9 protein-coding genes are annotated in these 16,518 nt (G+C 55.5%); 7 read left to right on the forward strand and 2 right to left on the reverse strand.

The genetic code is table 11. The features are described from left to right. Positions 1–550: 550 nt before the first annotated feature. Positions 551–793, forward strand: a complete 243-nt coding sequence (locus IE099_RS20060; RefSeq protein ID WP_189574436.1) for a hypothetical protein — start codon at positions 551–553, stop codon at positions 791–793. 148 nt (positions 794–941) lie between these two features. Here the strand turns inward: IE099_RS20060 and IE099_RS20065 are convergent, their stop codons facing one another. Together IE099_RS20065 and IE099_RS20070 are read right to left on the reverse strand one after the other, a co-directional pair. Further along, positions 942–4,898: a lamin tail domain-containing protein gene (locus tag IE099_RS20065; RefSeq protein ID WP_189574440.1), complete on the reverse strand. Its 3,957-nt coding sequence runs from the start codon at positions 4,896–4,898 to the stop codon at positions 942–944. Between the two features lie 152 nt (positions 4,899–5,050). Beyond that, entirely contained in the window at positions 5,051–6,082 is a 1,032-nt protein-coding gene (locus IE099_RS20070; RefSeq protein WP_189574443.1) for an Mrp/NBP35 family ATP-binding protein, read from the reverse strand. Positions 6,083–6,360: 278 nt separating this feature from the next. On the opposite strand from IE099_RS20070, the gene IE099_RS20075 reads away from it, so the two are divergent. The 6 genes from IE099_RS20075 (at position 6,361) to IE099_RS20100 (ending at position 16,102) form a co-directional block, all read left to right on the forward strand. Next, entirely contained in the window at positions 6,361–9,891 is a 3,531-nt protein-coding gene (locus IE099_RS20075) for a DEAD/DEAH box helicase (RefSeq protein ID WP_229809614.1), read from the forward strand. Continuing rightward, entirely contained in the window at positions 9,892–10,248 is a 357-nt protein-coding gene (locus tag IE099_RS20080) for an arsenate reductase family protein (protein ID WP_189574446.1), read from the forward strand. 23 nt (positions 10,249–10,271) lie between these two features. Further along, a complete protein-coding gene (locus IE099_RS20085) occupies positions 10,272–10,616 on the forward strand; it encodes a hypothetical protein (protein ID WP_189574448.1) in 345 nt (114 codons plus the stop codon). 123 nt (positions 10,617–10,739) lie between these two features. Further along, the gene (locus IE099_RS20090; protein WP_189574451.1) at positions 10,740–11,450 is read left to right on the forward strand and encodes a response regulator transcription factor; all 711 of its coding nucleotides are present in this window, start codon (positions 10,740–10,742) and stop codon (positions 11,448–11,450) included. A 3-nt stretch (positions 11,451–11,453) separates the two neighbouring features. Beyond that, positions 11,454–13,001, forward strand: coding sequence for a sensor histidine kinase (locus IE099_RS20095; protein WP_189574454.1), 1,548 nt, complete (start codon positions 11,454–11,456; stop codon positions 12,999–13,001). Positions 13,002–13,063: 62 nt separating this feature from the next. Then, the gene (locus IE099_RS20100; RefSeq protein ID WP_189574457.1) at positions 13,064–16,102 is read left to right on the forward strand and encodes a metalloprotease; all 3,039 of its coding nucleotides are present in this window, start codon (positions 13,064–13,066) and stop codon (positions 16,100–16,102) included. Positions 16,103–16,518: the final 416 nt, after the last annotated feature.

Consider the following 16,518-nt stretch of genomic DNA (forward strand, 5'->3'; position numbering starts at 1 on the left):
CGAGCGGTCAAAGGACGTCCGAAACCTTTTTCACTTTTAACGAGTCACCGACACGTATTCCAAGAAATCCCACATCGCTCAAGCTACCGAAAACCGGCTTAATGCAGAGCCATTCGGGTTAGTCCACGCATCTGAACATGATGAGTTGTTCTTAACTCCTTCCTTCGGCTCTCGTATCCGGGGGCGAGGTAATGGGGGCGGTTCGTGCAGGGTTGGTTTTTCCAATCTGTTAGAGTTGCAAAAGGTGCCCTTTAATTTGGTGAGGAGGGGAGGGAGTTCTATGAGCTGTGTCGGAGTTTGGATGACCACCTGTGTTTATCGAAAGCGAGCTCAAGTCCGTCAGCGCCGAGACCATCACTGCCGAGCGCGTGGAGCCTTCACTCTTAACAAGAACTCTTGCAGGAGGCGTGGCAACGCGGAAACGGACGCGATGTTTGATTACCGGGAACCGGAGTGAAATCTGCACCCAAGGAGGAAAAGACTAAGTTGGAGTTGTGCAGAGGCCAAGCTTGGCCTCCTTTCTCTTTTCATTCAGAGTTACCAGGTTGCGATGAAAGAACATTTGGGATGGAAGGTTTCCGCAGCGATTTTGTTCGCGATAGGGTGCTTCGCAATGGCGGTGTCGCGTGATTTGGGAACCCTCATCTTGTTTCTCCCATTCGTTGCCCTCCTAAGCGAGAAGGGGCAACTGCGTGGTAAGATCGATCTTCGTGACTGGAAGCCAGTTTTGGTTTGGGTCGTGGTCATCGTTCTCGCGGTTGTCGTTGACTGTGTCGTCTTTAAGCCGAGTTGAGGGGTTGGTTGTGACTCCGCTGGGAGCCTTTTTCTGCTGGCTGGGAATGACTGTCGGTTTGTTCCGAAAGGACGATGAGGCCGAGTCCGCTCCTGGCTCGGGGGAGACGAACAAGTCTTAGTAAGTGGAGGGGCCCTTCAAGTTCGCCCTACTCCGTCAACTCGAGCTGGATTCGCATGAACTCGCGCTCAGTCAGGCTCTCACCGCGATGAATCCAGTAGGTTTCTTTGAGCCTTCCGTCGGGGAGAACTTCGCGCCAGAGGAGTTCGCTTCCGGCAGGAGGGGCGCCCCAAGTATTCAGGTCGAGGGAGTGTTCGATTTCGGCATCGAATCCGAAGGCTTCCGGATCCCGCGTGAAGGAGTAGAGGTAGCCGGTGCCATCGGAAGTTGTGCCGAGTGTCAGGCCGAAATCAGGCACGCTGGTGGCGTCCATCTCGTTGGTGCCGGAGAAGTATTCGAAGAGCGCTGAGATCCCGTCACTGTCGAAGTCCGCATCGGCCGCGCCGATGAAGGGGCCCGTTGCGCTGGCTCCGGGAGAGCCGTTGGTCGTGATCGCCATCCAGGACAAGGGGTCGGAATAGTCGACGTCGGATTTAAGGGCAGCGAGTTGTAAGCTGAGCCCGTCGCCGTCTGCTTCAAGCGGCCAGGGTTCGGTATCGTTGTAGCGGAAAGAGGCAAGAATGTCTCCTTCACGATTGATGAGGCGAAGCCATTCGCCAGAGTTTCCCAGGTTCCCGGAGAATTCTCCCCCGATAGAGGAAGAGGTATTCGGGTAGCGGGCAATGAAGGCATTCCGGTCGGACACGACTACCAGCCGCTCACCGGGTTCCAGCACGCGCCCATCGATGAACTCGAAGCGAACTCCTTCGAGGTGGTCGTTGATGACTTGTTCCGCGAGCGCGGAACCTTTTAATTCAATTTGCTTGTTAGAAATGTTGACCAACTCGATGAACTCAAAGTCGCTGTCGTCATCGCTCGCAGCCAGCTCTTGGGTAGTGGAAGGGTTTGCGGGGTGATAGTGAACTTCGGAAATGAGGAGATCGCCCAGATTGGGGGAGCCCCCGGTGGAGTAGTAGTTCGAGGTCAAGGGGGACCACTCTCCATTGGATAGGATGCGAGCATTGATGGTGAGGGGGTCGTTGATGACAACTCCAGTAGTCGCCTGGGTGACCCAAGACAGCTCCATGTCGAAGCCCAAGTCGCTGGAGCTGTCGTTGACCTGATGGAGCTCTACCGCGACGACGTTTTCTCCATTGAGGAGGGCGCCAGGGTCGAGGGAAAAGGAATTGTAGGAGGATTCATTGCCTCCACCGACAAAGGTCGTTGCATTCGTTGCAAAGGTTACATTGCCTGATGGCATATTCTGGCGGTAGACCTCTTGGCCGTTCACATAAATGATCACTCCGTCGTCAGCGAGGAGACTTCCGGTGAGGGCTGTGATCTCCGAAGTGTCGGGGACCGTGAATTTGCGGCGCAAATAGGAGGTCTTGGAATTGCCTCCCGTGTTGGTGCTGCCTTGGCCCATACTGGTCGCGATGGGCGCGAAGGCCCCACTGTTTCCCAAGTTGCCGAAGCCCAGAATGCCTGGACCGGAGGACCAGCTGGAATCGTTAAAGTCAGGGTGTTTCCAATTGGTGGAATCATAGCTGCCATTTCCTTGGACAATAGAACTGCTACCCCGATTGACTCCACTGTCATCAAAGCTCCAGATCGAGTTTTTTCCGAAGCCGTTGCCGCTGGCGCTACCGGTATTGAAAGCGGTCGCATTTGGGTTCGCGGTATTGTTTGCAAGCCGGGGATCGCTTCCGTCGGTGGTGTAATAGAGGGTGCCCGCGTCTCCTCCCAACTGAATGGTTGTGCCGATAGTCACGTAGCGAGAGAAGTCACTAAAGGCTGGCGCGTTGACATCGGGATAAAGATTGCCTGTGCGAAGATGCCCCAGAAAATCGTCGCCGCGGGTGTTGAAGAGGTTGATCAAGGAATTGACCGCTCCTTCCCAATCTTCCTTGTCGGCGGGATCACTGCGCTTGGCGTCTCCCCAGCGGGCAGACTCGGCGATGATGACGGATTCCACGGTCTGCCGTCTTTCTTCCAGGAGTTCTAGGATCCGGTCTTTGGTCAAATAGCCGTTGTTGAACAGGGCTGCGTGCGCCCGGTCGGCGAAGCGCAGTCGATACTCCGGAGTGCTTTGGGCGAGCTTGATGTGGATGACTTGGGGGTTGCTCTTGTTAAAGTTGTTCCAGTCGTTGCTGCCATTGGTCGTATTGATGCGGTCGTTTGCTCCATTCCATCGGCCACCCGCACCCAAGGAGTGCTCCGCGTCATGCATCAGATGGACGAAGCCGCGGTCATCGCGGGCAGTATTGCGAACGGAAAACCAATTGTTGGAAGCTCCCACGAAGTCGGAGAGACTGCTGTCGTAGGAACCCGTATAGCCCAGAACGAGCATGTAATCGATGAGGTTGTCGACATCCAGCAAGACGGGCAAAGCAGGGTTCCGTTCTCCGTTCGGGGAAAGGCCTTGCATCTGGAGGTAGCGGGCGGTGGTGGGATTGGAGACTTGAGCCTGGACGAGATTCCAGAGTGCCAGCCAGTCGCCGGTCAAGGTTCCGTCGGTGGCCTCGGTTCGGTAGCCGTCGGTATTGCCTGCGGACTTGATGGTATCGAAGTTGTCGTCGTTTCCTCCCAGATAGCTGCTGCCCCAGTTTGCCTCCGCCCGTTCTTGGCTCATGAAAAGGCCCCAATAGATTCCATTGAGATAGAGGTGATAGTATCGGCTCCGGGTGTAGGGTTGGCCACTGGCACCCTGGAGATCCCGGGCCAAGACTTCGCGGAGGAATGTGTTGGAGTTCACATTGCCATCCTTGGACCAGGAGTAGTTCTGGGCAGTGCGGAAGTCGATTTTATCGAACTCGTCGACTCCTTCGACTCCGAAGAGGGGGTAATAGAATTTGGAATCGCCGTATTCTTCCCGGAAGAAGACTCGAAAGGCATGTTTGGGATTGGATGGATTCCGACTCGCACCGCCTCGAACGCGAAGTCCGCATCGCACCGAGACATCCAGATTATCAGGGCCTCCGATGATTTCCAGGTGGCCCGGCTTTTCCAGTCCGCGCGTTGTGGGATTGGAGTAGATGCCGTCGCTGGCATTGGTAAGGTTCTCAATGTCGGTCGTGAGGGCAACTGATGGAATGGCTGTTAGAGCATCAACCATTTGCTGGGCGCTGTAGCGGGAAGTGATATCGGGATCCATTCCGAAGTCGTAGACTTGTCCATTGATGGATTCGCCCGGCCATCCGGCGGGGGCAGCTCCATTGGCGTTTTGGGTGCGGATTTCGAATGGAAAAAGATAGGTCTGGGTGTCGACATTGGTGGGGAAAAAGCCGGCCTTGAATGCCGCAGCCCGCACGACGGTGGAGTTGATGATCGAAAATGGGCCGGTGTAAACGAGGCCGGACGTGGCGGTAGGGGTGGAGCCATCCAGGGTGTATCGAATTTGGGCGTCTGGGGTTGCCGTCGTGATCTCCAGAGTGAAGCGGACGTATTTGATTCCTCTCTGCACGGAGAATTCCGTATCTGCCACTTGCCCACTGGGGGAGATGGTGTTGGCGCTGCCCGGGGACGGATTCGTGAAGTAGCCCAAGGTGATTCCGTCGGGCCCGACCCCATAGGAGATGTCTTCCTCCTGCTCGGGAAAGCTGGGGTCGAAAGCGTTCAGAAGCTCGCCGGCAGGGGAATAGAGTCCCAGATACTCTCCGCCGGCTGACAGCTTGAAATTGGTGTGGAGCTCGCTTCCTGCAGTTTGGCGGTTCTTGTCAGAAGCAAAGACTACCAAATAGTCGTCCGCCCCGAGATTAACGTCGGGAAATACCCATTTGCTTGTGTCGGAAGAATCGTCGGTCAGTCGGTATCCCAGGAGTGAAACCTCGTCCGGGCCGGTATTGTGAATTTCGACCCAATCGGAGCCATCGGCATCCTCGTCGACAAGGCTTGCGCCCGAGTTCGAAGCGAGAAATTCGCTAATCAACAGTTCCCCGAAACTCAATCCGGTTGATGCAATGAATATTAAACCGACAAAGCCAAAGTTGATCTTGAGGAAACGCACTAACTTATAACGATAGGGAATCCAATCGCTTAGGCAATAATAGAAACTTGTCGAAACCCCGCAAAACCTTCGGGTTACTGTCGCACTGCAGCAACCCAGCGTTCTTCTTTAAGGTAGCCAGTGCAACCTTTGCGCAGATTGAGCCGTCTGCCCTATTGGGAGTTGAGCTTTGCCATCAACTGCGTAGCCGCCTGGTGGTAGGGGGAATCCGGAGTAGTGAGAGCCACCGGATTACCGGAGTCGGCGCCCTGGCAAGTCGCGGGATTGATTGGGATCTCGGCCAGAAGGGGGACCTTCAGTCTTTCCGCCTCGCGGGCCCCTCCACCTTCTCCAAAGATTGGGTAGCGGTTCCCGTGATCGCACTCGAACCAAGACATGTTTTCCATAATGCCAAGGATTGGGACATTCACTTTCGCAAACATGGTGACCGCTTTGCGGGCGTCGATGAGGGCGATCTCTTGTGGGGTGGTGACGATGACCGATCCAGTGAGGGCGACCGATTGCACGATGGTCAGCTGAATGTCGCCGGTGCCCGGAGGGAGATCCAGAACCAGAACGTCGAGTTCGCCCCACGCCACCTGCTTCAAGAACTGTTGAGTGTATCGGTTGGCCAAGGGGCCGCGCACGATCACAGGTGACGAGTCGGAGAGCAGAAAGCCCATCGACATGAGTTTGATGCCGTGTGCTTCGATAGGGATAATGTTTTCGTTCTCGTCCGAGGTCAGGTCGTGATGAGCGACGCCAAACATGTGTGCGATGGATGGACCGTAGAGGTCACAGTCGCAGAGGCCGACTTTCAGGCCCTGGCTGGCCAATGCAACGGCCAAGTTTGCGGAAACCGTGGACTTTCCTACTCCGCCTTTGCCGGACGCGACCGCAATGATGTGTTTCACTCCCGGGAGAGACTGCTTGCCGACCGCGGAATCTCCTTGGGCGGGTGGGTCCTGAATATCGATGCCGACTTTCACATTCTCCGGGCCATTGAGCTGCGGATCGAGCAGGGCATGGATGGCGGTGAAGATTTGGCGGGGGACCTCGGCGTCGCGGGTCTGAATCTGCAGATGGATGTCTGCAGTGTCATCCACCATTTCGGCGAGTTTCACCAAGCCAAAGGAAACAATGTCGCGAGAAAATCCGGGATACTTGATAGTGGCGAGCTGGGCCCGCAGTTCTTCGTTGGTCATGGCAGCTTGGGGCGGGAGCCTAGCTTGGGATTCACCGAGGTAAATACCGAGTCATCATTTTCTTACGTCAGTTGTATGGGTTGCGCGGGGAAGGTAGGGAAAAGTGCTGATTTTATCAGGGTTTTGCAGGCGCGAACCGCTTTTGCAGCCCACTTTGGAAAAGGATTCGATTTCATGAACAAACCCGCCCCGGCTATTACTTGCCTTTTTTCAAAAGACAGTGCTAGTCTCTGCCCCCCTCGCTTCTCGAAGGGCTGGGGAAACGCTCTCTTTTTATTATGTCGGAATCTTTGATGTCCTCCCTCAACCCTGACCGGGCTACTCTCAATTTTCTCAATAGCTTTCCAGAAGCTGTTCAAAAGCGTGGCGAGAAGCTGCAGCAAGAAGGTGGAGTCTCCCAAATTTTTGGTAACCACCTTTTCATTCAAGGCCGCGTTGAGGATAAAGGGAATACCCATCGCACGACCTTGCGTTTGCAGGGAAACCGCTGGTTCGGAAGTTGCACCGCCGATGACGAAAAGGCCTCCGGCGCCGCGCAATACGCCACCATGTTGGAGCGGCTCCAGCGTGGTGAAGATCTTCCCGAGTCTCCCAACGAATTCGATGATGCTCCCGTTCTGGACCTCATTGAGGAAAAGCTCGACCGTGAGCTCGACGACAAGGAGGCGGACTTTGTTTCCAAGGTTGAGAAGCGTTACCGCCGTTACGCGATCGAAGGGGAGTTGCATGACCATGACATGGTTCGTCTGAGCCCTCGCTGGGAGATCCAGAGCTACGAGCCCCTCGAGCTCTGGCCCGTTCCTCCCGGCGACATCCTCGAGTTCTGGAACTACATTGCCTACGCTTTCTACAAGAAGAAGCTCCCATACCCGGAGTTCATGAACTGCATCACCGACTTGGCGGCGGTGCAGAAAAAGATGAGCGAATGGGAGCAGGAGCGAGAAATCGCAGCTTGGTATGAGCGGATCGAGAGCGTCAACGAACGCCCCCCCCAAGAACTCCCCATCAAGGTCGAACTTCGCGTCGTTGCGACGATGAACGAGGCCCGGATGCAAGCCCGGGAAGAGGGCGGAGAGTGGTATCCGGTGGCGGAAAAGCCTGAGATTGAGCGACTTCGCACACTCTACGGTAACTCTGCTCTGCGCATGGATGCATCCAGCCAGATTCTCTGGGAAGAGTTTACCTGCTATCTCGACAAGACGAATGACTCCAAGCTCGACCTCGATGACGAGGATGCTTGCTCGATCATGAACCGCTTGTTCCAACAGGACGCACTCAAGGGTTACCTCGTCAACCTCGACGAGCGACACTTCAAAGTGGTGAAGGAGCCCCTGCGCTGGCAGTGTGAGGACGTTCCTGGCAACAAGAGCATTTTCGGCCTGCAGTTGGTGACCAAGGCGGGCGACCCGGTTTCTCACTCGGTCAGGCTTCTTCCCGGTCGCGAGGAACTCTATCAGTCTGATGAAACAGTTTTCCCCGGTCCTCCCCGCTGGTTGGACGATACCGAGGTCATGCCTCGCTACGATATCCCCTTGGGCGTGATTGATTCCTTGGAAGGGGTCGAGTTCCTCCGGAAGATTGGAGCGACCTTGCCTCCATCCATGAAGCGTCGCGTGGTCGACCTGGACCTTTACCCTCGTTTCGAGATGAAGATTGTGCAGGGGCTGACTGCTGCTGAGACCGAGCACCTGGTGATGGATGTCAGTGCCCTCGAGAAGAAAGAGCGCCGCACCGAGAAGTTGATTCGGAGCGGTTGGGATGTCATCGAGCAGAAGCCGGTGAAAGGAAACCAGCTTCTCCGTTTTGCTCGCGAAAAACTTTATCCCGTGCCGGACCTTTTGTCCGAGATGGGGCTGACCTTTGATGAAAAGCTTGGCGAATTCAAATCAAGGGTGACCAAGCAGTTTCCCGAGCGATTCGCGGAGTGGGTCGAGTCCATGCCGGACTTTGTCGACGTGGTGATGGATGGCAAATTGAAGACCATTCTGGCCGACCCGGTTTCTGCCGCAATCCGCTTCGAGGTGATCAATCAGGAGATCGACTGGTTCGACCTTCGGGTGGTCATCGACGTGGAGGGCGTCAATCTTTCCAAGGCGCAGATTCGCCAGCTGGTGGCTGCGCGAGGGGGCTACGTCCGTATGGACGATGGCACGTGGATGCGCCTCGAGATCAAGCTCGACGACGATCAACGGGATGCGGTCACTCGCCTCGGTCTGGATCCTTTCGACCTTTCCGGGGAAACCCACCGCATGCACGCCATGCAGTTGGCCGACCCCAAAGCAGCCGAGGTCTTCGACCCGAAAGCTTGGAAGCGCATCAAGGATCGCGCGAAGGATATTCAGCTGGAGTCCAACGCCGAGGTTCCCGATTCTTTGCAGGCGGATCTTCGTCCCTACCAGAAAGAAGGTTTTAAGTTCCTGGCCTACCTCGCAACCAACGGTTTCGGTGGAATTCTGGCGGACGATATGGGTCTTGGAAAGACGGTGCAGAGTATCGCCTACATTCTCTGGTTGCGTGAGGCTGCCATCGCGGCCAAGAAGAAGACTCCCGCGCTCGTGGTTTGTCCGAAGTCCGTTCTCGATGTTTGGGCCATGGAGACGACCAAGTTCGCTCCCAAGTTGAACGTTCAGGTGCTTCGAAGCCGTGACGAGTTCGACAAGGACAACATTCGTGAAAATGTGGACGTTCTCGTTCTCAACTACGCCCAGTTGCGAGTGTGTGAAGAGGAGCTCAAGTCTGTTCGCTGGTTGGTTGTCGTTCTCGATGAGGGACAGCAGATCAAGAACCCCGACTCCAAGGCTGCCAAGGGAGCCCGGGAGTTGGAGGCCGAGAACCGCCTCGTGCTGACGGGGACTCCGATTGAGAACCGTTTGATGGATATGTGGTCCTTGATGGCCTTTGCAATGCCCGGGGTTCTCGGTAGCCGTGCCTACTTCAAGAAGCGCTTCGACAAGCGCAAGGATCCGCTTTCGCAGAACCGCCTCGCGGCCCGCCTGCGTCCCTTCCTTCTCCGCCGCACCAAGTTGCAGGTGGCCAAAGACCTTCCGCCCCGGACGGAGGAGGAGGTCTACTCCAAGATGGAGGGCATCCAGCTCGAGATGTATAAGGCTGAGCTGAAGCGCATTCAAAAGGCTCTTCTCGGACTCGATTCCGATGAAGCGGTGAAGAAGAACTCTTTCGCGATTCTGCAGGGCCTCATGCGCCTTCGCCAGATTTGTTGCCACCCGGGTTTGATCGACCCCAAGTATCTCAAGGAAGAAAGCTCCAAGCTGACTTCTCTGTTCTACCTTCTCGATCAGCTTCGGGACGAGGGTCACAAGGTGCTCGTTTTCTCCCAGTTCGTTTCCATGCTGGAGATCATCAAAGCGCAGCTTGAGGTCGACAGCCGATCCTTCAACTACCTCACTGGTCAGACCAAAGATCGTCGGGGCGAGATTGAAAAGTTCCAGACGACCAAGGACCCATCAGTCTTCTTGCTTTCTCTGAAGGCTGGGGGAGCGGGGCTGAACCTGACGTCGGCATCCTACGTGGTTCTCTATGACCCATGGTGGAACCCTGCGGTGGAGAACCAAGCCATCGACCGGACTCACCGGATTGGTCAGAAGAATAAGGTCATTGCCTATCGCTTGCTCACCCGGGACTCGGTTGAGGAGAAGATTCGGGTTCTTCAGCATCAGAAGACCGCGTTGGTGACCAACGTGCTCGGTGATGAAGGCTTTGCCAGTAACCTTGGCATTGACGACTTGCAATTCATCCTCAGCCATGGCGGCGAGATGGGTGATGAGGAGGAAGAAACTGGAGACGAGTAAATGATCCGAGTCTACGTCTACGACAAGTGTTCTACCTGCCGCAATGCCCTCAAGTGGCTGGATGAGCGGGGGATAGAGTGCGAAGTCCTGGCGATTAAAGAAACTCCGCCCAGCGATGCCGATCTCAAGGCCATGTTGGAGAGCAAGGAAGGTGAATTGCGCAAGCTCTTCAACACCTCCGGCATGGACTATCGTTCCATGGGCTTGAAAGACAAAATTCCGACTCTCAGCGAGACTGAGGCTTTTGCCTTGCTGCAAAGCAATGGAATGCTGGTGAAGCGTCCTTTCTTGATAGGCGACGGCCACGCTTTGACTGGTTTTAGAGAGAAGGAGTGGGTTGCTTCCTTTGGGGAGTAGGCTGCAATGGAACTTTTGAGAACATGATTCGTCCGGATTTCAATTTGCAAGAGGCGCCCCGGATTGTCGACGATCTGCGATACGAAGAGTTGGTCGCAATGATCGAGGCGATCGGCGACCCTGATATCGATGAGGATCTGGGGTTTTATTATATCGAACTTATCGAGTTGAATCTGCCGGGGGCGGAGGTCTCGGACTTGATCTTTTGGCCCCAGGAGTGGTTTCAGGACAAGGCCATGCGGGAGGTTGATATGGAGGCGGATGAGATCGCCAACTACATCTTGTCGTGGACTGGCAAACACCTTCCGGGCGCCGAGGCTGTAGAGTTGCCGGAGATTCCGGAATCGAAGCAAGCAAAGCGCAGGTGAAGAACAAGGCCCCCGCAATATCGTATGGGGCACCGGGTGCTTGTCGGTCCTTCTGTTAAGACTCCGTTAAGGGCATCCTTTCCAGTTGTCAGCAAGGGGGGCAGAGTGGGATGATGTATCCTCATGACCGAGCAGGAAGCGACAAAACGGATCCTCGTGATCGACGATGATCGGAAGCTCTGCGGCTTGATTGCAGACTATCTTTCGCCCTTGGGATATCATGTTGAGATGCGGCACTCGGGAAGCGAGGGCCTCGAGGCGGCTCTGGAGGAAGAGTGGGAAGCATTGATTCTCGACGTCATGATGCCAGGGATGGATGGTTTCGAAGTTCTGCGTGAACTTCGCAAGACCTCGCAAGTGCCGGTCTTGATGCTCACTGCAATGGGCGAAGAAGCAGATCGCATCGTTGGTTTGGAGTTGGGCGCGGATGACTACTTGCCCAAGACCTTTTCCACCAGAGAGCTTCTTGCGAGGCTCCGTGCCGTCACTCGTCGGGCGAAGGTCGCAGCTCCCGTGGAGGACCCGGCCACAGTGGATCTCGTTTCCGATGGTCTCATCGTCAATGAAGCTGTTCACACCGCCATTCTGGATGACAAGCCGCTTGACCTAACCGCGCTTGAGTTCGCCATCCTGGTCACCTTGATGAAGGCCAAGGGTCGGGTCAAAACTCGTGAGCAACTCATCGAAGATGTCAGTGAGCGGAAGTTCGATATCTTCGACCGCTCGATTGATGTTCATATCTCGGCCTTGCGAAAAAAGCTGGGAGAGGATGCCCGGGAACCGCGCTTCATTAAGACTGTGAGAGCTGTCGGTTATCAATTCGTTTCCAAATAGCCCATGAGTGAGAAGGTCCTGGTCCTCAAGATGCCTCGCTGGGGGTTGCCCTTGTATGGGCAGGTTCTGACCTGGTTTTTTATCAATATCGGGATCGTAGCCTTCCTTTTCTGGCTCCTGATGAGGCTTCAATTTGGAGTGAGTCTGAGCGACCTTTTTGCGGAGCAGCTGCGAGGTCGCGTCGAGCCTCGCACTGAGCTGGTCGCAACGGAATTGCGGGAGAGTGGTCGCGAACTGTGGGGGAGTGTTCTCGAAAGCTCTGGCGAAGAGCTGGGTGTTAGACTGGCAGTCTACACCCTGGACGATGAGTGGTTCAATGGCGCGGGCCTGCCTCAACAGCTTCGGGAAGAAGCGGTGGTTGCAGTCGATAAAATGAAGACGGAAGACCTTCCTCCGCGCCGAAGGGATGAACGCGGGTCTTCGGGGGAATATCAAAAGGGCGGCAGGCGGGGGCCGGGAGGAGACCGAATGGGGCCGCCCCCACGTGCGACGAGGCCTCCGGCTCGGCTCGTTTTTGCGTCCAAGGGGAATCATGGCAGCCAGTGGGCGGGGGTGGAAATCTATCTGGGGGGCGATCCTCATCGTCATCCGCCAAGGGCTGTATTGGTCGCTTATTCTAAAGAACGAAAAAGAAATGAGCTCTTCGTCGACTTCCGTCCGCTCGTCGCTACGGGAGTCGGGTTGATCGTTTTTTCGGGGCTTTTATGGTTGCCCTTTGTTCATCGCGTTACCAAACGACTGCGAGTGATGGCGGAAGGTGCCGAGAAGATCTCCGAAGGGGACTTTAAGGTGAATGTTGCTTCTCCACGCGGCGATGAAATCGGGCGCTTGAGCCGGGTTATTCAAAGGATGGCCGGGCGTTTGGAGGTGCTCGTTGACGGGCAAAAGCGCTTCCTGGGGGATACCGCGCATGAGCTCTGCTCGCCGCTGGTGAGGGTTCGGATGGGCCTCGGCGTTCTGGAGCAACGCTTGGAAGGGGCTGACCGTGACCGGCTCCAAAACGTGGAAGACGAAGTGGGTGAGTTGGCCCGACTGGTTGATGAGCTTCTGGCGTTTTCCAAAGCGTCTTTGGCGAAAGGGGATGTGGGCAAGGAGCCAGTATTCGTCCACGAGCTGTGCTACGAGGTCACCCAGCGTGAGTGCCTGGGGAACGAGTTCACGGTAGAAGGAGGGCAAGGCCTGGAGCTCTATACGAGTCCGGATCTTTTGCGGCGGGCGCTAGGGAATCTGGTTCGCAATGCGGCCCGATACGGAGAAGGCAGCCCTCTCAAGGTGAAAATTGAGAAACACGGGGAAGAAGTCTGGATTGGGGTGCTTGACCGTGGTCCCGGGCTTCCTGAGGGGTGGAGTGAGCGCGTCTTCGAGCCTTTCGCGCGTCCCGAGGCCGCGCGGACCCGGGAAGGTGGGGGTGCCGGACTCGGATTAGCCATTGTGAAGACCTGCGCGGAATCCTTGGGAGGGCGCGTATTCTGTCGTAATCGCCAGACCGGAGGCTTGGAAGTGGTTTTGGTAATTCCTTTTACTGAACCAGTTAGGAAAACTGAGAATTAGTTCAAGTTTTGCGACCTTTTTAAAGCATCGACTTTCGACTACTTGGGACTAAACTATTCTTCATGTGGTGGATGTTCTTCCTACTGCTCTTGATTGGTATTTTGTTGATGCCATTGATTTGGGCGATGTTCCGGGTCTCCAAGTTGAGATTCGCGGACGCTCGTGGCCATGTCATTGCTCCAGAGCAGGTGCCTACGGAAACCCTGTTGCGCCTTAAGAATCAGGTGGAACCCCTTCTAGGAACGGGCTTCGAATACTTGGGGATGCGCCGTGAAGAGCGGGGAGAGAAAGCCTATTGGCAGGTGTTCCTGTCTTCCGCCGGTGGGATGGTTTGGGCTGTTGCGGAGGAGGATGATGAGGGGGCTGGTCGTCGTGTCAGTTTATATAGTTTTGGTAGTGATGACCAAGTAGCGATTACTAGAGATGGAGATGAAGTTTTCGGTGAGCAAGAACCGGGTGTGCTGCGATGTCAGGAGTCTTTTGGCTCAGCAATGGAGCAGGCTGAAGCGCATGCCGCGCTCTTGACGGAAGAGGGTGTTCAAGTTGTTCCCTTGGATCCCGAGACCTTTCTGACCCGCTACGAGCGACTGGTCATTCAGAGCCTCGATTCTTTGTTTGAGAAGGGATGGCTGCAGGAAACAGCTGGCAAGGAGTTGAAGATTTCATTGGGCAAGCTGCCTTTGACTGCAATTGCTTGGGCCAAGCACCAATTGCAGTCGCGAAAGCGCGCCAAAGCGGGAGCTTCCTGGTTGTTGGAGAAGAATTTGGCCGCTGGAGTCGAGACGGAGAGTGAATTGGCGACGACCCAGCTCGACGAGGACTCTCTGGAGAAAGAGGATTTGTCTGGCGAACTCGAGTCCGCGATGCCGGTCGCAAACCTGGAGGAAGAGCCGGTTGTTGCGGAGCCCGTTCAAGAGAGATTGGCTGATTCCTCCGCGATTCTCGCTGAACAGTCCACGGCGATTTCTCCAGATGAGAAGGCTCTCGCCACATCCGCTGTGGAGGCCTTGCCGGTAGGGCCCATCGATGAACCCCTGGAAGGCTCCGGAACACTGGGTCAGCTAGAAGAATCTTCCGTCAACGAAGTGGCGGAGCAAGAGCCATCTGAGCAAGAGGTGATGGAGCCCATTCCCGAAGAAGACGGGTTAGAGCGGGACCTCGCTCTCTATCACAGACAAGCTTCTGCCAGAAAATGGTCGTATTGGTTGGGAGGCTTTGGAGGGAGAGCCTTTTTCTTTTTCAGCTTGCTGGCATTTGCCGTCTGGATGGTCATGAGCGGTGCTTGGGTCGGTCGTGTTGTTCTCTTTGGGGTGTTGGCGTTGTTCGTTCATGAGGTTGGGCATGCGGTGTTGATGTTGCTGCGCCGGTCTTGGGACTGGTCGCATTTCCTATTGCCTCTCCCCAGACCAATGTCGGCGCGCAGCTGGAATGTTAAGGGCGGCTGGGGTGAACTCTTTACAGTCTTGGCAGGTCCTTTGCCCGGCTTGCTCTTTGGATGGTTCTTCATTGTGAGGGCTTACCTCGGTGTTCCGGTTAGCGACTTGCTGTTAGACGCGGCTTTTGCCGCTGTGGTGATCAATACTGTCGCCCTCTTGCCTTTCCTGCCATTGGATGGCGGACGTTTGATGGATTTGGCGGTTCTTCGACGCGTTCCCCAACTGCGCGTTTTCGGTCTCGTTATTACGGGGCTCGTTCTTTGTGGTCTTTCCTTCCTCGGTGGGGGGGCTGTTTTTCTTATCCTTGGAGTTCTCATGTGGAGCGGCATTCCCGCTGCCCGGCGTAAGGGTAAGCTGCTTCCATGGTTCCGTGCGAATGAAAAGGATGAGGAGGAAGCGATGCTGACCGCCGCATACGCCATCACGCGTGAGCGCGCGCAAAGAAAGTCTTTCAAGGGAGTCGCCGGAATCGCGCGTCTTGATGAACTAATCGGACTAGCCCGTGCCAAGCCACTGGGCGCAATGGGTGGGATGCTGGCTCTGGGGATTTTGGTTCTCACTTTCTTGGCGCCGTTCGCAATCCCTGCCGTTGGTTTGGCGCGGAGCGGACAGGACTGGTTCAAGGAGCAAGAAAGAGCGGAAGAGTTGGCCAAAGGATATTTGGGTAAGTTGAGGCCGCTTAAACCAATTGGAGATTCGGAATCTGAAAAGCAGGCAAGAGAAGATGCCTTATGGAATTTAAACAGTTGGCAGGAGGGGGTTGCGTCGGCACCAGGCCAGGCGAGTAAGGTCTTCGCTGATGATGAAGTTCTCAACGATGTTCGAGCCATGCAGTGGAATCTTGCCGCTCACTGGATTGCTGATGCGCCTGAACAGCGTCAAGTTGTTGCGCGTGAGGCTGCGCTGGCACTTCGAAGCGAAGCGATTCTGGCTGCAGACAACGGCGAGGCCATGCAGGCGTTTCGAGATCTGAGCTTCGCGCTACGCATTATCATCCAATGTGAACCCCGGCATTCTCTGGATTCTTGGATATCCTGGTTGGAGTTGGAGAGGGAGGTTCTCAAGGAGGTCGAAGACGTGAGTTCTCGCTACGCTCTAGCCGATACCTATGTGAAGTGGTTCGAGGGTGCGCTGGAGCAGTGTCCGCGACCGAGTGGACGAAAGTTTGCCGGGCTTCTATTGGCCGAATCGAAGGGCTATGAATCACTCTTGGAGCAGTTTCAATCGGGAGGCTCTTTACTGGGGCAGTCGAATCGAGAAGAGGCGGGCACAGGAAGAAGGTTCCTCTCTCGTTTGGAGGGAATTGGTCAGCTCTTTTCCGTTGCGCCCCTTCAGAAGCGTATTCGCTTGTCTGATTCCTTGGCTGCAGCCTCTTCATTACGCGAAATCGTTTCGGTGATGAAGGCTCACGAATTCTATTCTTCTTCTATGGAGGAGAGTTTCACCAAAGTGGAAAACAACTCGGCATTTCGACAGATTGCTCTGAGCGCACTGAAAGTGAAGCGGCTGGGTATGGATGGCGCGAAGCCAGAACTCGCCAAACTGAGAGACGAATATGGGTATCAAGCCCGCGTCGATACGATGGGCAAGAGAGAAGCCCTCAAGCTCAGCCGGCTGACCGCAGCTGGAGAAGTGGTCGAAATGGAGTGGCTGCTCCAGCAATAGAGCTTTCCGAACCAGTTGCGAATCCGGCCTTCAGCGAGGAACGGAGCCCGTGGGTCGGATCTCTATAGAGCCTCCTGCTCGGTGTTGTGAACGAGGCTGGCTGCCTAAGAATCTATCTTCTCTCCTCCAGCCCTTCCTCTTTCGACTCAAAGACAGTCCGGAGAAGTGGTCAAAGCGAGGGGAATGAGGGTAAAATTGTAAATCTGGCGTAGCACGGCGTTGGGAAAGCCAGCCTGAGGAAGTCTTTTCGAAAATTCGAGCCCGCACTTCGACAGGAATAAACGGAGAGTTTTCCGCGTAGAATGGGGCGTGAAACGGACCGTGGAAAAGTGTTCCTCAGTCAGGGGGCACGAAATGTCGAAATTAAGCTGAAAAGAGATTGACGTGTGCCGTCCTCGTGACTAGCTTCGCGCCCC

The sequence above is a fragment of the Roseibacillus persicicus genome (assembly GCF_014651675.1).
Classification (GTDB): domain Bacteria; phylum Verrucomicrobiota; class Verrucomicrobiia; order Verrucomicrobiales; family Akkermansiaceae; genus Roseibacillus; species Roseibacillus persicicus.